Here is a 15,165-nt window from a genome sequence, read left to right as displayed (position 1 = left end):
CCTGGCCTACGAGCTGGTGGCGACATGGCGGTGGAATCCCGCCCTCCCCTCTGAAGGCGCCTCGCGCTGGGGGCTTCTAAAGTACCAGAACGCGCAACGCAGCCTAAGCGGCCTGTTCGTTGCCTGGCAGCATTTCAGTCAGCGCCTGGCCTATCATCCCACGCAGAGCGAGACGATCATCCGGGGCGCGATCGCGGTCGCGGTTGTCGTGGCGATCGGCGTCGGCCTGATCTTTGCAAGCCTGATCAACCGCAAGCCAAAGCGCTACGGCGATGCGCGGTTCGGCACGATCATGGACGCCGAAAGGAAAAACCTGCTGGCAAAGCAAGGCTTGATCCTCGGCAAGATGGGTGGCGCGACGATCCGCTCGGACGAGCCCGCGCACGTCCTGGTGGTCGGGCCGACCCGATCCGGCAAGGGCGTCAGCTTTGTCATTCCGAACGGTTATATGTGGCGAGGATCCTCGGTGTGGTTCGATCCGAAGCGGGAGAACTTCGAGGCGTTCGGTGCACACCGGCAGGCTCTCGGCGACAAGGTCTTTTTCTTTTCGCCCGGCGAGCAGGATTCGCATCGCTATAATCCGCTGGATTTCATCCGGCGCGATGCGCGCATGCCGACGGACTGCGCGGTGGTCTCCTCCTTCATCATCCCCGAGGCGACAGGAAGTTCCGAGATCTGGGCGCGCGCCGGCCGGCAGCTGCTTTCGGCCATGATAGGCTATGTGCTGACGTCACCACGCTATGAGGGGCAGCGTCATTTGCGCGCCGTCGCGATGCTTCTTTCGACCGGCGTGGATTTTCTCAGGGTGCTGACGAATATCCGCAATGACGAGGAAAAATATCTGCCTTCGTGGGTCGTGCACGGGCTCAACCAGTTCATTGCGCTGGAAAAGGAAACGCGAAACTCGGCCTACTTCAACCTGACGGCGGCTCTCAACCCCTGGACCAATGATCTCGTTGCAGCCGCTACGGCGTCGACCGATTTCGATATCTCGAAGTTTCGCAAGGACCCGACGGCTCTCTTCATCGGCTGCTCGGTGGCGCAGCTCGACGTGTTCCGGCCCATCATCAAACTCCTGGTTCAGCAAATCCATGATGTGCTGATGGCTTCCTCGCCAGGCCCGGACGAGCCATATCAGGTCCTGGTGATGATCGACGAGTTTCGCCAGCTCGGCAAAATGGAGTCTATCGTTTCCAAGCTGGCGATCAACGCGGGCTATGGCTTTCGCATGGTCCTGATCCTGCAGGATCTAGCCCAGCTTGACGAAGTCTATGGAAAAGCGACGCGGCAGACCACGGTGACCGCGTGTCAGGTGAAGCTTTTCATCCGCATGAACGACGTGGAGACCTCGGAACATGTCTCTGTAATGCTGGGACCGACCACGATCGAGGTGCCCACAGCGATCATCAGGGCTGGTCAAGGTATATTTGGGGCCCGAGACAAGAGTTTAAGTTATCAGGAAAGGCCGTTCCGGACGGCGGCGGAGCTTCGGCAAATGCCGGCGAAGCAGGCCGTGGTTCTGGGCTCGAGCCCCCCTGGTTTCATGGTGCGCAAGATCACCTATTATAAGGACGCTCCCTATAAGGCGACCTATCAGGAATTTCGGCACCGGCGCTTGAAGGTTCCGCCTCTCTCACGATGGCAGGATCTTCCGCTGCGCTCCATGGCGGAGGTCGAAGCGGCGGCTAACAACGCGCCGGCGGCACCTTTCGAGTTGGGGGAACCCGATACCGTCGAAGCACCGGTTTCAGGCGATACAGCCTATGCCGATGCGGTGCCGCCTGCGACTGGTGCGGCGGCTGAAAGGGTTGATCCCGTCGCGTTAAAGCCGAAAGTAAAGAGCGACAGCGCGGACGCACCAAAGGCGCTGCCAAGCTCAGGCCGTCCAACGGGCGGTGAGGCTGAAGCAAAGAGCGAGGTCGCCGCTGAAGTTCCGGAGTTGAAGCCGAAGCGGACCGATCAGACGGCTGATGATGCGCCGCGGCCGCTTCCCACCCTTGGCCGGCGATCGGCGCCGGCAGCATCAAAGACGTCCGACCCGAGTGCGTCTGAAGGCAAGGCGAGTGTCTTGCAATTCCAAGTCCGGCCGGGAAACAAGTCCATGTCGATCGCCGCGCTGCTCGCATCGCTCGATCAGGACGTGGAGGCCGGCGCTCTTTCCCTGTCACCGTCAGTGGATAGCGGAGATGTCGACGGGGTACCGTCAGCCGCTCTTGATGCGCTGCAGGATCAAATTAGACGTCACGGCGATCGCTAGGACGTGAATTCAGTTGAATACAAATTAGCGATTTGTGTCTTCAGTGCCTATGTCGAGTGTGAGAACAAGACGAAGCGTCCCTAATCCGATGGCGGGCGCATCGAACCGTTTCGTTGCGCCTCCCGGTTCTGGGTGGGGACGTGAGCTGATTGCTGGTCCGTAAAATGCGATTGATTTTCACTCTACCCAACCTGTATCAAAACCGATACAGTGCACCCCGATGAAGGTGATTGAATGGCTTGGAAGCAGCAGAGCGAATGTTCGAGCGTTTCCTGACGATGCGCGGATAGAGGCCGGCTGGCAGCTCGAACTTGTCCAGCGCGGCGACGATCCCGACGACTGGAAGCCTATGCAGATCGTGGGGGCCGGCGTCAGGGAAATCAGAGTCCGGGAGGCATCGGGAGCGTTCCGCGTCATCTATCTGGCAACGCTGGAGGACCGCGTTTTGGTGCTTCATGCGTTCCAGAAGAAGACACAGGCCACATCCAAAAAAGACCTCGATCTGGCGGCTCAACGGCTAAAACGATGGAAGGCAGAACGATGAACGTAGAAATCTATGAGAACGTCTGGGACGCCCTGGCGGACACCGAACAGGAGGCAGCAAACCTTAAAGCGCGCTCGGCGCTGCTCTACGAAATCCGTAAGGCAGTCCAGCGTTGGGGCATTCCCCAGGAGGAAGCCGCCAAGCGGCTCGGCCTGACGCGCCCTCGTATCAATGATCTGCTGCGCGGTAAGCTCGCCAAGTTCTCGCTTGACGCGCTCGTCAACATCGCCGCCTCCGCTCACTTGGATATAGAAATCCGGGTGAAGGAGGTTGCATAATCACGAGGTGTCTAATCCTCGCCTTTCCTCGGAGTACATCCGCGTTTGGACGCGAGCGTGGGCCGAACGGAGCCGCTGCCAGAGCCCGGCTTAGGGAACAACGAGCCTAAACGGTGCTGCATGGCGAGGTGACTATTGCTTTTGCGGCTTATGTGAATCCGGTTCCTTGCCATTCACGGGTGAGGTGTTGATGCTTTTCGATTGCAGGCGCTGCAGCTCTTCGAGACGTTCGCCCTTGACCGTGTTTGGATCGAGCCGTTCGGACGGATTCTGCGCCAATGCGCGAGCGGCCTCGCTTGCAGCCTGCGCCTCGCGAGCTTCCTTCGCCGCGATGCTTTCGGCATTGCGAACCATTTCGCGGTCTTGTGCAACCTGCTCAAGCGATGTCGGATCGATTGAGCCGGCATGTTCATCACGAAGTTGTTGCTCGATGGCACGATTGCGGATTTCGTTCGCGCGCTGTGCCTCTAGGTGCTCCGTAGCCTCGATCTCACGTGCACGATTTGTGAGCTGCACGACCGCTGGTTCATGTTGAGCAGGACCATATTCTTGTCGCGCCTTTTCCCAAGTATAATCTTTAACATGTTCAGCAAAGGGCTCATCTTCCGCGTTTCTTTTCGAATAAAATTCATCATCTGAGCGTTGCACGGATCTTGCGAACGCCGCTACATCAACATCCGTCCATTCCGACGGATCTTTGGTCCTATACTGTTGATCTTCCATCTCCCATGCTCTTGCGATAAGCGCTTCACTTCGTGATCCGGCGATCTGATGCGCTTCTTCATGCGAAATGTGCGTCACACCGCGTTCCTGCATAGATTTGAGATCTGTTCGGATCGCCAGTAGTTCCATTGTCGGCGCTGCGCGTCGCAAGAACTCGGCCTTTGTCTGGCCGTTCATCATGGCGGCGGTCTTGTTAACGGTCTCGTTGATCTCCTTTAGGTTTTCCCGCATTTGATCCGCGGTGGCATCTGAACTCATTCGAATACCCTTTCCATCCCGAATAGCCGTCACAATAGTACCCGACCTGACGGCTTGCGTCATCCGATCATTGAATTGACTCGCCATCGCGTTGTTTGGTTGAGCTGCAGCGACAGATTGCCAGTCCTGAAGGCCCGCTTGCGTGGCTTTCAGCTGGCGAGCCGAAACCGGTATTTTTATTGGGTTGGCCTTGGCATGGTTGATCCGCTGGCGGGCCTTCTGAATGACGTGCGGGTTCGCCCGTGCATAGGCGCGATCCCGCGCTTCCCTGCCCTGCCGTGGCTTGTCGGCCGCCGAGACAATCGCCTTGTCGCGCGGACCATAGCTTTGTGATGACGCTCGATAGGCCGCGGAAGTCGCGACGATTTTCATGCCCTGCGCTTGTGCATGCTGGGCATAGAGCGCGCGCCATTCGCGAAGCTGGGCCGGACCTGGTCGCAATCGCTGACCATCCTCACCCTTCACCGCGACGATGGCATGGACATGAATATGGCCGCCCTCCTCGGCCATGTCGGCATGCATCCCAAAGGCGAATTTGTGATTGGGGAACTGTTCATGCAGGAACCCACGTGCGGCCCTCACCAGGGCTTGTCCGTCCTCACCTGCCTTGGCCGACAGGATCATATGCATGGTGTCGCGAGGCTTGTAGGAATTCAGCGTCTTGTCCCAGGACTGCGCGGTCTGCCGGACCGCCTCCTCAGACGCGATCGTGACGCCGTCAGCGCCGATCGCCGCTCCGTCATGGGTAAGGCGCGAGAGCTGGAACACGACACCGGCTTTGCCGTGGCTGGGTTCCCCAATTGGCTTCACCGAAACGGCAACCTCCCTGACCCCAAGCGCCTCGGAGATCCGCGTGGCGATCATGACCCGGGTGGGGGCCGAGAACTGGCGATCCTGCTGTCGCCGATCGGAAAGGTGAAACCGATGCTTCACCTTGTCGTCCCCGTTCTCACCCCGCACGACGCTGTGTCCGGCCATGGTCGCGACGACGCGCGCGACGCTCGATCCGTCCTGCAGTGTGTCGATACGATAGGCGAAACCGTGGCCGGCGAAACCTGCCTGAACTGCCTGTGAAAGGCGCTCGGCATTCTCCTGCCCTGCCAGCGAAAGCCGAAACGTCGCAACATCCTCGCTCTCCCGCCGCATGTCGAAACCCTTGCCCCACTGTTTCATTTCCTCGGCAACGACTTCCTGCGTTGCCAGGATACGCGCGTCATGCGTCTCGAGCGCGACGCCCTCCTTCTGGATATATTGACCGATGGCGGCTGCCCTTGTGACGCCATGCCCGTAGGAAATCACCTTCAGAACGGCCGGCTGATACCCGGCCGCCAGCTTGTCGGCAGCGGCCCTCGGTGCAGGTCCGCCGGCGAGCTTCCGCCGCTTCGTTGGCGGGGCGAGGTTTAGTCGCCCGGCTTTACCGCGCGGCGGCTCCAGCTCCCCGGGAGACGAGCGCGGCACGGCCGGTTCAGGCGGCTGGCTTGCCCCGAAACCGCCCTCCCCCTTCCGGCTGCGAATCGTCTTGAGCAACCAATCATCGTCATTTCCAGCAAAGGACAACATGGCCCGATGCCGGCGCTTGCGGTTCTCGTCTTCAAAAGCCGCGCTCGCGCGAATTCGATCGGCTATGGCCTGTATGGAAGACTGGTCGAGGTTCACGCGCCCTCACCATCCAGCAGATGCGCCGCCTTCCGAAGTTTCAGGCCATGCGCGATCGTCATCGCCGTCAATTCGGCGTCGACAGCTTTCACCCTCTCATCCAGCGCTTCCCATATCGGCAACGCCGCCTCCATGGGGGCAGCGTGGCCGGAATGAATGGCATGGAGAAGCTGGCTGAGGTTTCGGCCGACCATCCGGAGTTGCGAGGCCAACGCCGCGACAGTGCGTGAATTCTCAGCTGACAGAGCGGGACCGACATCCAGGCTGGCCCGGATAATGCGCCGCAACGTCTCCGCTCGGTCAAGCTGGAACACCTTGCAGGCCTCATCCAGGAGCGCGCCTGCCTCCGGCCCGATATCGATCCGGGAACGCTTTCGAGTGTCCTTGTGGGCGGCGCTGGTGTCCAAAATTCCTCGCTATGGCGGATGGGCCTCACGTCGAAGACGGTCCAGGTCGAAGCGAAGCGACGACCTGCTCAGCCAATTTGGACCCAAATTGCGTATCTTGTCAATTCACCATACAACATTATACTGATCCGATGACTCGCTAGTCCAGAACCAATTATGCATCACGGAACATTGCACCGATGCGCAAATTTATATTATCACGTAGACACTTATGTGCCTTGGCACTTTGTTGCATCGGCGCATAGGCATAATGCAAGAAAGTCACTTTGGCGCCAAATCGCCTATGTGCCTTGACGCCAAAGTCGAACGCGAACATTGGGAAAAAACAATGCCGGAACAACGCGCGGTGCAAATCACAGTGGCCTCTCCCAAAGGCGGGGTCGGCAAGACCATGACCACCATCCTGCTCGCTGGCGAATTCGCCGCCGCCGGTCATCGGGTGACGGTGCTCGACACCGATCCGCAACTGTCCGCGGTGGAGTGGAGCAAAAACAGTCGCCGCGCCGGGTACGCTCTTTCAAACATCGACGTCATTCCCATCGGCTCGACCGACGAACTGATCGATCGCCTGGCGCAATCCGACGCCGAGGACCTGCTGCTGGTGGATGTCCAGGGCACGGCCGTGGCCGCACTCGGCCCGGCCGTCGCCAACGCCGACTTCGTGCTGATTCCGACGAAAGCGCACGTCTTCGATGTCAAGCAATGCCTCGGTCTGATCCGGCACATCCGCTCGCTTGGAGGGCGCCACCGCAAAATTCCTTACGCGGTGATGCTCAACATGGTTTCGGGGATCGAGCACAACACGATGGCCTTCCGCACAGCGATCCAGTTGTTGCGGCAGGCTGATGCCAGCGTGCTTGAGACCTTTTTGTCGCAGCGGCCGACCTTCGCCTCAATCGCAACCGCCGGGACGCTTTACGAAGTCCAGCCTGTGAACAAGGCCGTGCAGGATGCTCGCGACCAGACGAATGCCCTGACCGCCGAGATCATCAGCAAACTGAACGGAGCCACCCCCCAATGAACGAGAAAAACGATCGGACCGCAAACCAGCTGCCGCTGCCCGCCTTGAAACCACGTGCCCGTTCGGATGATCCGTTCTCACGCAACATGGCTGCCATAGTGGAGTCCAGCATCAGCGAAACGGACAGCCTCGAGCAGCAGACGAGAACCCAGTCTGCCGGAGCGGCGAAAGCGAAGCTCGAAAGGCCAAAGGCAGACGGCGGAACAGCCCGGCTGCACACACGCATTCCGGTCTCGCAGATGATCGAGCTGCAGGTCCATTGCGCGCGCAATAGAACAACCATGCAGGAGGTGGTGCAGGGCCTGATAACGGAATTCCTTGCTCGGCAGCGAAAGTAGCCAGACGCGCCAATCAGCGTCGATTTTCGTTACGACCGACCGCCCATGACTCGGGCCCAACGAGGATTGGCTACATCTCTCCGGGGAAGGCCATCAAAGACGCTGCTGAACGACTAGCGTTCGGTTCCATCCATCACGAGAGTGAATCGATCCGCGTCCGCTGATTCAAACCATTCATTGGACGCGCGCGTCCGGCTGCGCGATTCTGTCCGCAATGATCGCGCAGCTCTATCGCCTCTGGATCGAACGCCGCGACGCGGATCGGAACATGGCGCGCTTCTATGCGCTGTCGATCGAGGAGACCCTGTTCGGCCAGACCTGCCTGGTCCGCCGTTGGGGCCGGATCGGAACCACCGGCCGCACGGTACAGCACTCCTTCGATACCGAGGGCGAAGCCGTCGAGCTTTTCCTCGAGCTTCTGCGCGCCAAGCGGATGCGCGGCTATCAGCCGCGATCCGCCTACCCGACACGCAGAAGCGATCCCGTCTGGTTGACAGGGTAGCCGCTGGGGCGACGGGAGCCAGGCGAAGTCGTTCGTGTCCTCGCTCTGGTTGGAGCTGTCGCGCTTGGGTCAAGCGGGGAATTCGACGGCGCCGACAACGATTTCGGAGCTGTAGCGCTCGATGCCGCGTTGTCCGTCCACTGGTGTAGTGGATGCGCCCAAGACCGCGACCGTCATGCCCTTGCGTGCTTCTGCCAAGTTTCGGCGAGGCTGTTGAAGCACTTGATGCGGTGCCATTGGGTGACCCTGCTCGGTCTAGCCGTTTTCGCCTTGACCACCTTGCCGTCGACCCGGCGCGGGCGCGATGTCGCCCGCGCCGGGTCGATGTCGCCAGTCGGAAGTCAGTGATCTTGACGCTGCTGCCGCATGGTCGCAGTTTCGGGGCCTTCGCCGATGTTGCACCGCCCGCGCCAGCGCAGTAAAAAACAGGGCACCCTGCCCCTGTGGCTTAACGCTTTGCTTTGCGCCAACCGGCGGCCACCGCTTCTTCCGCGCTGCAGAACCACCGCTCTCCCTTGTTGGTCGTTATGACCGTGCGATCGTAATACTCTTGGCCGGGCATGTGATAGATGTGCTCACCGCGGGCGTTGATGTTGCCCTTGATATTGCAGGCACTGGGCGAAGCTGCGAGCAGGGGAGCGATCGTCGATGGCTGTTCGCTGTCAGCGCGATGCTCGGCACGCCAATCCCAAGGCGCTTCAAACGTTCCTGCCCAGATGCCAACCCTTGCCGCCTTGGCCTTCTCCTGTAGCATGGCGTAGGCACCTTGGCTGTATTTCGGCCAATCAAGAGCTTGGCCGTTCTCGACCATCCAGGCGGCGACGCTGACCCCATCGGCCCGGCTACAATTGCCAACATAGCGGCCGTACCGATCCCATGACACAAACATGCACTGGATCGGTCGGGAGGCGGCGAGAAAGGCATCGAGAGCGGCGGCGGACTTGGCGCCACATTGATACTGGAAGCCGTTGGCGGCGTCGCACTGCTGTGCTGACTCCGGTGCATCGATACCATTGAAGCGAATGCGCTGGCCATGGATCTCGATCGTGTCGCCGTCGATCACAGATGCGATCCCAGCAATTGCTGCCGGCCTCGGCTTGATTAAGTTCTGCAGATTGATTTCCGGCAGCGATCCGCTGTTATGCATGACAAACTGCGTCACCAGAGCGAAAGCCGCAGCCATGGTCACGAAGACCAGCCGCATCGGCACGCTGGCCCGGCGCCGTACGAGCGAGCGTCCTGCGCCAGTACGCTTGCGCCACGGGCTCGACCGATCATTATAGCGGGATTTATCCAAGCCCCTTCTCCCCGGCGCAAGAATGCGCCCAGAATACACGGAAAGTCCACAATCTTATCGGAACCGCTCCACGGCTCGCCCGTTTTTAAATCAAGCGTTATTCGACCATGCTTCCAATCGATGTCACCAAAGGTGAGATTGGCGACCTCGCTCGCCCTGAGACCCAGCCGAGCCAAGAGCAGCAAGACGGCGCGATCACGTTACCGGTCTTCGCCATCACAAGCGGCAAGGAGCCGGTCGATATCGCTTTGCCCAAGGAAGCGCGGTGTCGGTGCCATTTGCCAGCTTGCAAAGCTCGGAACCGCATATTCCCGGCCAGCGGGGCATCGCCCGATCGCCACAAGGTATTTGAGGTAGGCGCGCGATGCGACAGTGATACCCTGAGCCCGAGCGCGGCCATGCGGTTTCGCGCGGTCGAGCACGAAGCCACGGATCGCGGTCGCCGTATAAACCTTTGGATCAGTGCCGAGCGACAACAGAAGGTCGATTAAGATTGGCTGATAGGTATCGAGCGTGGAATCCTTGATACCACGCTGCTCCTTCATCCAGAACCGGAACGCGGCAAGTGCTGGCCTGGTCTCCTCCAGCGACGTGTGCAGCTCTGCAGGCAGAATGTTTTCTCGCGCAAATAAGAGACGAACAGCGCGGCCGCACCCTGCGGAGCGCGCGCGCTTTTGCTGCCCTGGAACACCGACGCCGATGCAGAGAAGCCAACCGCGAGCGCGCCAATGTCGAAAACGGTCGCTCGTACCCAGTCACCCCATAGTGCCAGTAGACGCACCACCTCGACGATCGTTGCGGGGGAATAATTCTGCTGAGAAAGCCACTCCTTGAACCTGTCAACATGTGGCTGTAGCCAGTTGATCCGAACATCGACACTGCGGCGATGTCTATACTTTCGCTTTGTCACGCTGATTTCCTCGATTTGCTTGTTGACGCCGGGGAAGTCCGGCGCGTAGCAACAAATCGGAGGTTTCAAAGCCATTCCAGCGTCGGCGGGCAGCTTTTCCAGCATCACCCCTGGGTTTGCTAAAAGAGGCACGCGCAGCGTGTCTTGTGCATCGGGAGACGGCGGCTGCGACGACGGGTGTGGTGATGCACCCGCGGCGGCGCTGATCATGCTGATGAGGAGACATCGATCATTCACGTCGTTCTCTGCTGACGGCGCGAAAGTCCCCCATACGGCCTCTCTTTTGGGCTGGTCTGGCGCCGGTCCGGCCTTGGCCTGCAACGGCTCCGCCGACCTTCTTCCCCTGACCGCAAGCGGTCATTCCTCGCGAGCCAACAAGCTCGGCTGCCGCCGTCCTTCGGTAACGCTGCGGTCCTGCGGATGCATTCCGTCCAATCCGTCGCCTGTCGACCGCCATCGAGGCCGCATCGGGCGGCTTCGAACAACCTCAGGAGATACGACAATGGCTCAGATCGGCACCTTCACCCGCGACGAAACCGGCGCATACGCAGGCACCATCAAGACCCTAACCCTCAACGTCAAGGCCACCATCAAGCCCTGCGACCGCGACAACGACCGCGCACCCGACTTCCGCGTCACAGCAACGGGCGTCGAGTTCGGAGCAGGCTGGAGCCGGACCGCCCGGGAAACGGGCGCCGAATACCTCTCGCTCAAGCTCGACGATCCGTGCTTCACGGCCCCGGTCTACGCATCCCTCGTCCAGGGTGACAAGGGCGAGCACAAGCTCATCTGGTCACGCTGACCAGCACCACGGCGCTCCGCTCAAAGCGGGGCGCTATCACTCAATCACGTAGCCCAGCGCACGATAACCCACTCGTCGCTTTGCGGCCATCCGGGCCAGCACAGGAACGGTGCTATCGACGTAATCGACGACCAAGACGTCTTTCTTATCATCATGCTGGCGATGCAGACGGCCGACATACTGCGCCAGAGTTCCCTTCCAGGCGATCGGCATGGTCAGGAACAATGTGTCGAGCCGGGCGTCATCGAACCCTTCCCCGATATAGCGGCCTATCGCAAGTATCAGGCGCTCATCATCGTCTGCGACATTCAACGCCGTGTTGGCTTGCTTGCGATCCTTCGCCGACATGCCACCGCGCAGCACCACGAGGTTTTTTACAAACGGCGAGAACCTCTGCTGGAGATAATCGAGGTGATCCTTCCGCTCCGTTAGCAGGATGGGCGAACGTCTGGCCTCGAGGGATTTCAACACGTCATCGAATATCAGGTCATTTCGGCCTTGGTCCTGCGCAAGGGCCGCATAGATCGCTGGCATTGACGAGCGCTCGGCCGAGACGAGTGACGCTGGCAACTCAAACTTCGTCGAACGGTCGCGGGCACGGTGGCGAATACCACGCTCGGCAGCTTGAACTCTCGCATCGACCCGATGGCGAACGGGGCCGCATTGCATGAAGATGATCGGATGATGGCCGTCCTTTCGGGCGACCGTCGCTGATAGGCCAACCACGTATCGCGCCTTGGACCTGCGAGCGACGAGTTCAAAACTTGAAGCGGACAGATGGTGGCACTCATCGACAATCAGATGACCGTAATTGCCGACAATGTCATCGACCTCGCCATTCCGAACCAAACTTTGGATCAGCGCCACGTCGATGATCCCTGTTGGCTTCCTTTTCCCGCCACCGATGATGCCGATCTGCTTTGGTTCGATGCTCAGGAAGGAACTCAGACGCTCTACCCATTGGGTGAGAAGCTCCCTGCGGTGAACAAGAACCAGCGTGTTGCGGCTGCGATGTGCTATGAGTGCAGCTGCGACAACTGTCTTGCCGAATGCGGTCGTGGCGGCGAGCACGCCGTTATCGTTGGCGACAAGAGCATCAAAGGCCCGCGATTGTGACCGTCGCAGTTCCCCTTGGAACGAGACGCCGGTGGGTAGAGCCTCTCCATCTTCGCGGAGATCCTCCAAAATGGCGATCGCGCCATGGCCCCTGATCAGCTCTACAGTTTCGTCGAAGCAGCCTCGTGGCAGCGCGACATGGCGTGGATGAAGCTCGGCACAGGAGATAATCCGCGGCTTGCCGAATGTCGGCAGTCGCATTGCTTGCGCGCGATAGAATTCCGGATTTTGGAACGCTGCCAGACGCACGAACTGTGCGATCAGCGCCGGCGGAAGTTCCGTCCTATCGAGGTAGACCTGATCTGCGACTACGACCTTGATGCTTTGCGGGATAGCAGCTTCTATTCGCCGTGGCTCGCTACGACGTGACGGCAACATCTTCCACGGCTCGTCGGCATGTTCGTCATCAACCGGCATCCGGACCCCCAAGACCCGCCCCGCCAATTCAGCTTCGTCGGCGATCCTGAAGACTTCGTCTGCCGATAGCCTGCTCAACGACGACAGGTACGCCCACTGATCATCGTAAGGTCGCAAGTCGCCATCGACAAAAACGCTGTTGCCATTTTCTCGAGCCTTCCTTTGTAAGGGAAGCGCGATCAAATTACCGAAGCCGCCAAGTGGCATCGTGTCCTGATTGGGAAAGAAACGGTCATACGATGTGAAGCCGATCTCGGGACGGTTCTCCATCGTCTCTGTTATCAGCGCGGCACCAAGTTGTCGGGCGATCTTCGCGGGAACGGGCTCGGAGAAGAATATCCAGACATGGCCTCCGTTTCCCGGCCTCGAGCGTTCGAGGGCTGCGGCAATACCTTTTGCACGACATGTTGCCAGCAAAGCTCTGGTATCATCCGCCCAGCTTTCCTTGTCGAAGTCAGCAGCAAGGAACCAGCATGTTTCGTCTTGCAGCAATGGATATACGCCGGCAACAAAGTCGCTTGAGCGAGCATCGCCGCCACGGAGGTGCTTTTCGATGATATCTTCGGAATATGGGATGAAAGCCTGATGCGGGCAGTCCCCGCATTTCACCTTTGGCTTGCCGCAGATTCCTTTCGCCCACTCGTTGGAACAGGAAGGCGAATAGCCGGTGCGTCCATCCTTTCTATTTTCCCATCGTACCGGAAAAACATCGGCGCGCCCGGCAAACAGCTGCCGGAACAACTCCACCTTTTCCATCGACGGTGAGCTGTTGGTAATAGGTGCATCGGCGAAGGCTGGCTTCTCCACGTCGGCTTGGCTATCGGAAATTAGCTGTTGCTCAAACGCTTCCAGTTCACGCTCAAGCGCCATCCGCTCATCATTCAGATCGGCCAACCGCCGTCGAATGCGCGCGATGTTATCCCAGGGAACACTCTTTTCCGCCAACTTTGTAGCTTTCGCCTAGATGATCATGCGGATTAGCATAGGCCAAAGACGCTCGCACTTTAAGACCGACACCATCCATCTCACTAGCCCGAAGGCTCCGAGATTATGCGGAGCAGAATCCGCCGCAACCGCCGGCAAATCCAGACTTCAGCGACCATAACTCCGCATAATCCCGCTCTCTGCATAATCGACGCTACCCGAGTAGACGCGGAAGTGAGGGCCTTTGTCGGAAGGGTTCTCGACGCGGATCAGCTTGGCCTTGACGTTGAGGTTGAGGGTTTTGATCGTGTCGGTGAAACCGTTGCCGGTGGAGGTGAAGGTGCCGATGGTAGCCATTTGTTTCATTCCTTTGTTGGTCGGGCCGCGCCCATCGCGACCTCGATGACGGTCGGTGGAACGGAGGCGATCGACCCGCACCCACCGGGGTCCCCGTTGCGCGTGCGCAATGGGGTGGTCCTTAGGGCTGGAACGAAGTGGAAGGCGGCCGGGAGCGACTTTCTTGGATCGCGAGGAATGGCGGCGCAGCCGGCAGGGGAAGAAAGTCGCGCAGGCCGTTGCCGGGACAAGATCGAGAGCCCGCGCTGCGGGATCGGCCTTCGGTCAGACCAGTCACATCGAGGACGCAGATGGACGTGCTTTCGGAAACGGGAATGAAGATGGCGTTCCGTCACCGGCGTCATCGCCATGAGACGGCGCCTTGTTCGATCGACCGTCCGTCCCAACGACGGGCAGTCTGCGGATCTGCCCAGACCTAGCAGGCAGGGTCGTGTTCACATCGCGCCAACGCCGACACCAGAACCGAGACGTCGTGGCAGGGTGGCAATGTGAGCGGCTCGACGTCACTCGTCAGGCCGACCGGGTAATGGCATGGGGTCCGGAAGTGGCCCGTCGAAAATCCTGGAAAGAGCAGTGGATCAGATATTTGGGCGTCCAGTGCTTGGGGTCTCTGTTCGGCGCGTTTTCACAATAACTTGGGCGGGCGATGAACGGCGCGGGAGCGGCAGGAAGAAGGCCTCGCTGAAGCAGCCGATCTGTGGCTCGGGCTCCGGGCGGAGGTTATCAAAGGCGACGGATAGGCGCGGGATATTGTGCAACCAGATCGTCGACGGTCAGCAATGTAATGCCCTCGACGATCGACTGAGCAATCAGGATCCGATCGAAGGGGTCCTTGTGGATGGGGGGAAGCCCCTCCACGGCTATGGCATGCTCGCTTGTGATTGGCAGCTCATAATAGCCGTTGTCGATCAGGGCCCTGCGCAAAAGACGCGCATCGACCGTGAAATCAGCGCGGCCCAGACCCCGTTTGATCGCAATCTCCCAGAGACTTGCAGCGCTGAACGTCAGGTCGTTGTCGGCATTCTCGATCTCAGCGAGGGCGGCAGGCGGGAGCTTGTCGGGCTCGCCCGCCGCCCAGAGCAGAAGATGGGTATCGAGCAGAAGTTTCATGCGTCGCCGCCAAACAGCTTCTCGATTTCCTCACCGGCCATGCGATCAAAATCGTCCGGAACGGAAAACTGCCCGGCCATAAACCCGACGCGACGCATTTCGCCGGCCGCAGGAGCGTCTATCGCGACGACCTTCACCATCGGCTTGCCGGATTTGGCGATGATGAAAGATTCGCCCTTGGCCGCCTTGTCTATAAGGCGTGACAGATGCGTCTTGGCCTCGTGGATATTGACGGTGCGCATTGCTGG

Annotated in this window: 16 protein-coding genes and 1 pseudogene; 7 read left to right on the top strand and 10 right to left on the bottom strand. The window is 59.8% G+C overall.

Going from position 1 to position 15,165, the window contains the following annotated elements; genetic code table 11:
• The first annotated feature begins 16 nt into the window (after positions 1-16).
• From DBIPINDM_RS03270 to DBIPINDM_RS03260, 3 genes are all read left to right on the top strand, one after another.
• Positions 17-2,257, top strand: a complete 2,241-nt coding sequence (locus DBIPINDM_RS03270; protein WP_258580739.1) for a type IV secretory system conjugative DNA transfer family protein — start codon at positions 17-19, stop codon at positions 2,255-2,257.
• Between the two features lie 220 nt (positions 2,258-2,477).
• Positions 2,478-2,801 carry a type II toxin-antitoxin system RelE/ParE family toxin gene (locus DBIPINDM_RS03265; RefSeq protein WP_258580738.1) on the top strand — a complete coding sequence of 108 codons (324 nt, stop codon included), beginning with the start codon at positions 2,478-2,480 and terminating at the stop codon, positions 2,799-2,801.
• On the top strand, positions 2,798-3,079 hold the full coding sequence (locus tag DBIPINDM_RS03260) for a helix-turn-helix domain-containing protein (protein WP_006205593.1): 282 nt from the start codon (positions 2,798-2,800) through the stop codon (positions 3,077-3,079). The genes DBIPINDM_RS03265 and DBIPINDM_RS03260 overlap by 4 nt, the downstream gene beginning before the upstream one ends.
• A gap of 132 nt (positions 3,080-3,211) precedes the next feature.
• On the opposite strand, the gene DBIPINDM_RS03255 is transcribed toward DBIPINDM_RS03260, so the two are convergent.
• Together DBIPINDM_RS03255 and DBIPINDM_RS03250 are read right to left on the bottom strand one after the other, a co-directional pair.
• Positions 3,212-5,716 (bottom strand): relaxase/mobilization nuclease domain-containing protein, encoded by a 2,505-nt coding sequence (locus tag DBIPINDM_RS03255; RefSeq protein ID WP_258580737.1) that lies wholly within the window; start codon positions 5,714-5,716, stop codon positions 3,212-3,214.
• Entirely contained in the window at positions 5,713-6,123 is a 411-nt protein-coding gene (locus tag DBIPINDM_RS03250; protein WP_258580736.1) for a hypothetical protein, read from the bottom strand. The genes DBIPINDM_RS03255 and DBIPINDM_RS03250 overlap by 4 nt, the downstream gene beginning before the upstream one ends.
• A gap of 328 nt (positions 6,124-6,451) precedes the next feature.
• Between DBIPINDM_RS03250 and DBIPINDM_RS03245 the strand changes: the two genes are divergently transcribed.
• The 3 genes from DBIPINDM_RS03245 (at position 6,452) to DBIPINDM_RS03235 (ending at position 7,984) form a co-directional block, all read left to right on the top strand.
• On the top strand, positions 6,452-7,144 hold the full coding sequence (locus DBIPINDM_RS03245) for a ParA family protein (protein WP_258580735.1): 693 nt from the start codon (positions 6,452-6,454) through the stop codon (positions 7,142-7,144).
• A complete protein-coding gene (locus DBIPINDM_RS03240; RefSeq protein ID WP_258580734.1) occupies positions 7,141-7,482 on the top strand; it encodes a hypothetical protein in 342 nt (113 codons plus the stop codon). The genes DBIPINDM_RS03245 and DBIPINDM_RS03240 overlap by 4 nt, the downstream gene beginning before the upstream one ends.
• 214 nt (positions 7,483-7,696) lie before the next feature.
• Complete coding sequence (locus DBIPINDM_RS03235; RefSeq protein ID WP_123170490.1) at positions 7,697-7,984, top strand: WGR domain-containing protein; 288 nt, start codon at positions 7,697-7,699, stop codon at positions 7,982-7,984.
• A 448-nt stretch (positions 7,985-8,432) separates the two neighbouring features.
• On the opposite strand, the gene DBIPINDM_RS03230 is transcribed toward DBIPINDM_RS03235, so the two are convergent.
• Genes DBIPINDM_RS03230 through DBIPINDM_RS03220 form a run of 4 tightly spaced genes read right to left on the bottom strand, consistent with a single transcriptional unit; the run spans position 8,433 to position 10,401 of the window.
• The gene (locus DBIPINDM_RS03230; RefSeq protein ID WP_258580733.1) at positions 8,433-9,281 is read right to left on the bottom strand and encodes a thermonuclease family protein; all 849 of its coding nucleotides are present in this window, start codon (positions 9,279-9,281) and stop codon (positions 8,433-8,435) included.
• A complete protein-coding gene (locus DBIPINDM_RS43300) occupies positions 9,170-9,457 on the bottom strand; it encodes a hypothetical protein (protein ID WP_318036883.1) in 288 nt (95 codons plus the stop codon). Before DBIPINDM_RS43300 ends, DBIPINDM_RS03230 begins: the two co-directional genes overlap by 112 nt.
• A gap of 24 nt (positions 9,458-9,481) precedes the next feature.
• Entirely contained in the window at positions 9,482-9,826 is a 345-nt protein-coding gene (locus DBIPINDM_RS03225; RefSeq protein ID WP_258580732.1) for a hypothetical protein, read from the bottom strand.
• Complete coding sequence (locus DBIPINDM_RS03220; protein ID WP_258580731.1) at positions 9,823-10,401, bottom strand: hypothetical protein; 579 nt, start codon at positions 10,399-10,401, stop codon at positions 9,823-9,825. Before DBIPINDM_RS03220 ends, DBIPINDM_RS03225 begins: the two co-directional genes overlap by 4 nt.
• 292 nt (positions 10,402-10,693) lie before the next feature.
• Between DBIPINDM_RS03220 and DBIPINDM_RS03215 the strand changes: the two genes are divergently transcribed.
• Positions 10,694-10,993: a DUF736 domain-containing protein gene (locus DBIPINDM_RS03215; protein WP_258580730.1), complete on the top strand. Its 300-nt coding sequence runs from the start codon at positions 10,694-10,696 to the stop codon at positions 10,991-10,993.
• A gap of 36 nt (positions 10,994-11,029) precedes the next feature.
• Here the strand turns inward: DBIPINDM_RS03215 and DBIPINDM_RS03210 are convergent, their stop codons facing one another.
• From DBIPINDM_RS03210 to DBIPINDM_RS03195, 4 genes and pseudogenes are all read right to left on the bottom strand, one after another.
• A complete protein-coding gene (locus tag DBIPINDM_RS03210) occupies positions 11,030-13,396 on the bottom strand; it encodes a TOTE conflict system archaeo-eukaryotic primase domain-containing protein (RefSeq protein ID WP_416361695.1) in 2,367 nt (788 codons plus the stop codon).
• Between the two features lie 261 nt (positions 13,397-13,657).
• Positions 13,658-13,807, bottom strand: a pseudogene (locus DBIPINDM_RS03205) (DUF736 family protein); the annotation flags it as partial.
• Between the two features lie 723 nt (positions 13,808-14,530).
• Positions 14,531-14,917 (bottom strand): type II toxin-antitoxin system VapC family toxin, encoded by a 387-nt coding sequence (locus DBIPINDM_RS03200; protein WP_183465714.1) that lies wholly within the window; start codon positions 14,915-14,917, stop codon positions 14,531-14,533.
• Complete coding sequence (locus DBIPINDM_RS03195) at positions 14,914-15,159, bottom strand: type II toxin-antitoxin system Phd/YefM family antitoxin (RefSeq protein WP_258580728.1); 246 nt, start codon at positions 15,157-15,159, stop codon at positions 14,914-14,916. Before DBIPINDM_RS03195 ends, DBIPINDM_RS03200 begins: the two co-directional genes overlap by 4 nt.
• Positions 15,160-15,165 lie beyond the last annotated feature (6 nt).

The organism is Mesorhizobium sp. AR02, assembly GCF_024746835.1.
In the GTDB taxonomy this organism is placed as follows: domain Bacteria; phylum Pseudomonadota; class Alphaproteobacteria; order Rhizobiales; family Rhizobiaceae; genus Mesorhizobium.
This window is presented reverse-complemented; position numbering and strand designations above follow the sequence as displayed.

What these genes read in the sequence shown, in the direction of transcription:
- DBIPINDM_RS03240 (WP_258580734.1), top strand. Translation starts at nt 7,141, where the DNA reads ATGAACGAGAAAAACGATCGGACCGCAAACCAGCTGCCGCTGCCCGCC.
- DBIPINDM_RS03200 (WP_183465714.1), bottom strand. Translation starts at nt 14,917, where the DNA reads ATGAAACTTCTGCTCGATACCCATCTTCTGCTCTGGGCGGCGGGCGAG.
- DBIPINDM_RS03235 (WP_123170490.1), top strand. Translation starts at nt 7,697, where the DNA reads ATGATCGCGCAGCTCTATCGCCTCTGGATCGAACGCCGCGACGCGGAT.
- DBIPINDM_RS03265 (WP_258580738.1), top strand. Translation starts at nt 2,478, where the DNA reads ATGAAGGTGATTGAATGGCTTGGAAGCAGCAGAGCGAATGTTCGAGCG.
- DBIPINDM_RS03195 (WP_258580728.1), bottom strand. Translation starts at nt 15,159, where the DNA reads ATGCGCACCGTCAATATCCACGAGGCCAAGACGCATCTGTCACGCCTT.
- DBIPINDM_RS03210 (WP_416361695.1), bottom strand. Translation starts at nt 13,396, where the DNA reads ATGGCGCTTGAGCGTGAACTGGAAGCGTTTGAGCAACAGCTAATTTCC.
- DBIPINDM_RS03225 (WP_258580732.1), bottom strand. Translation starts at nt 9,826, where the DNA reads ATGAAGGAGCAGCGTGGTATCAAGGATTCCACGCTCGATACCTATCAG.
- DBIPINDM_RS03260 (WP_006205593.1), top strand. Translation starts at nt 2,798, where the DNA reads ATGAACGTAGAAATCTATGAGAACGTCTGGGACGCCCTGGCGGACACC.
- DBIPINDM_RS03245 (WP_258580735.1), top strand. Translation starts at nt 6,452, where the DNA reads ATGCCGGAACAACGCGCGGTGCAAATCACAGTGGCCTCTCCCAAAGGC.
- DBIPINDM_RS03215 (WP_258580730.1), top strand. Translation starts at nt 10,694, where the DNA reads ATGGCTCAGATCGGCACCTTCACCCGCGACGAAACCGGCGCATACGCA.
- DBIPINDM_RS03220 (WP_258580731.1), bottom strand. Translation starts at nt 10,401, where the DNA reads ATGATCAGCGCCGCCGCGGGTGCATCACCACACCCGTCGTCGCAGCCG.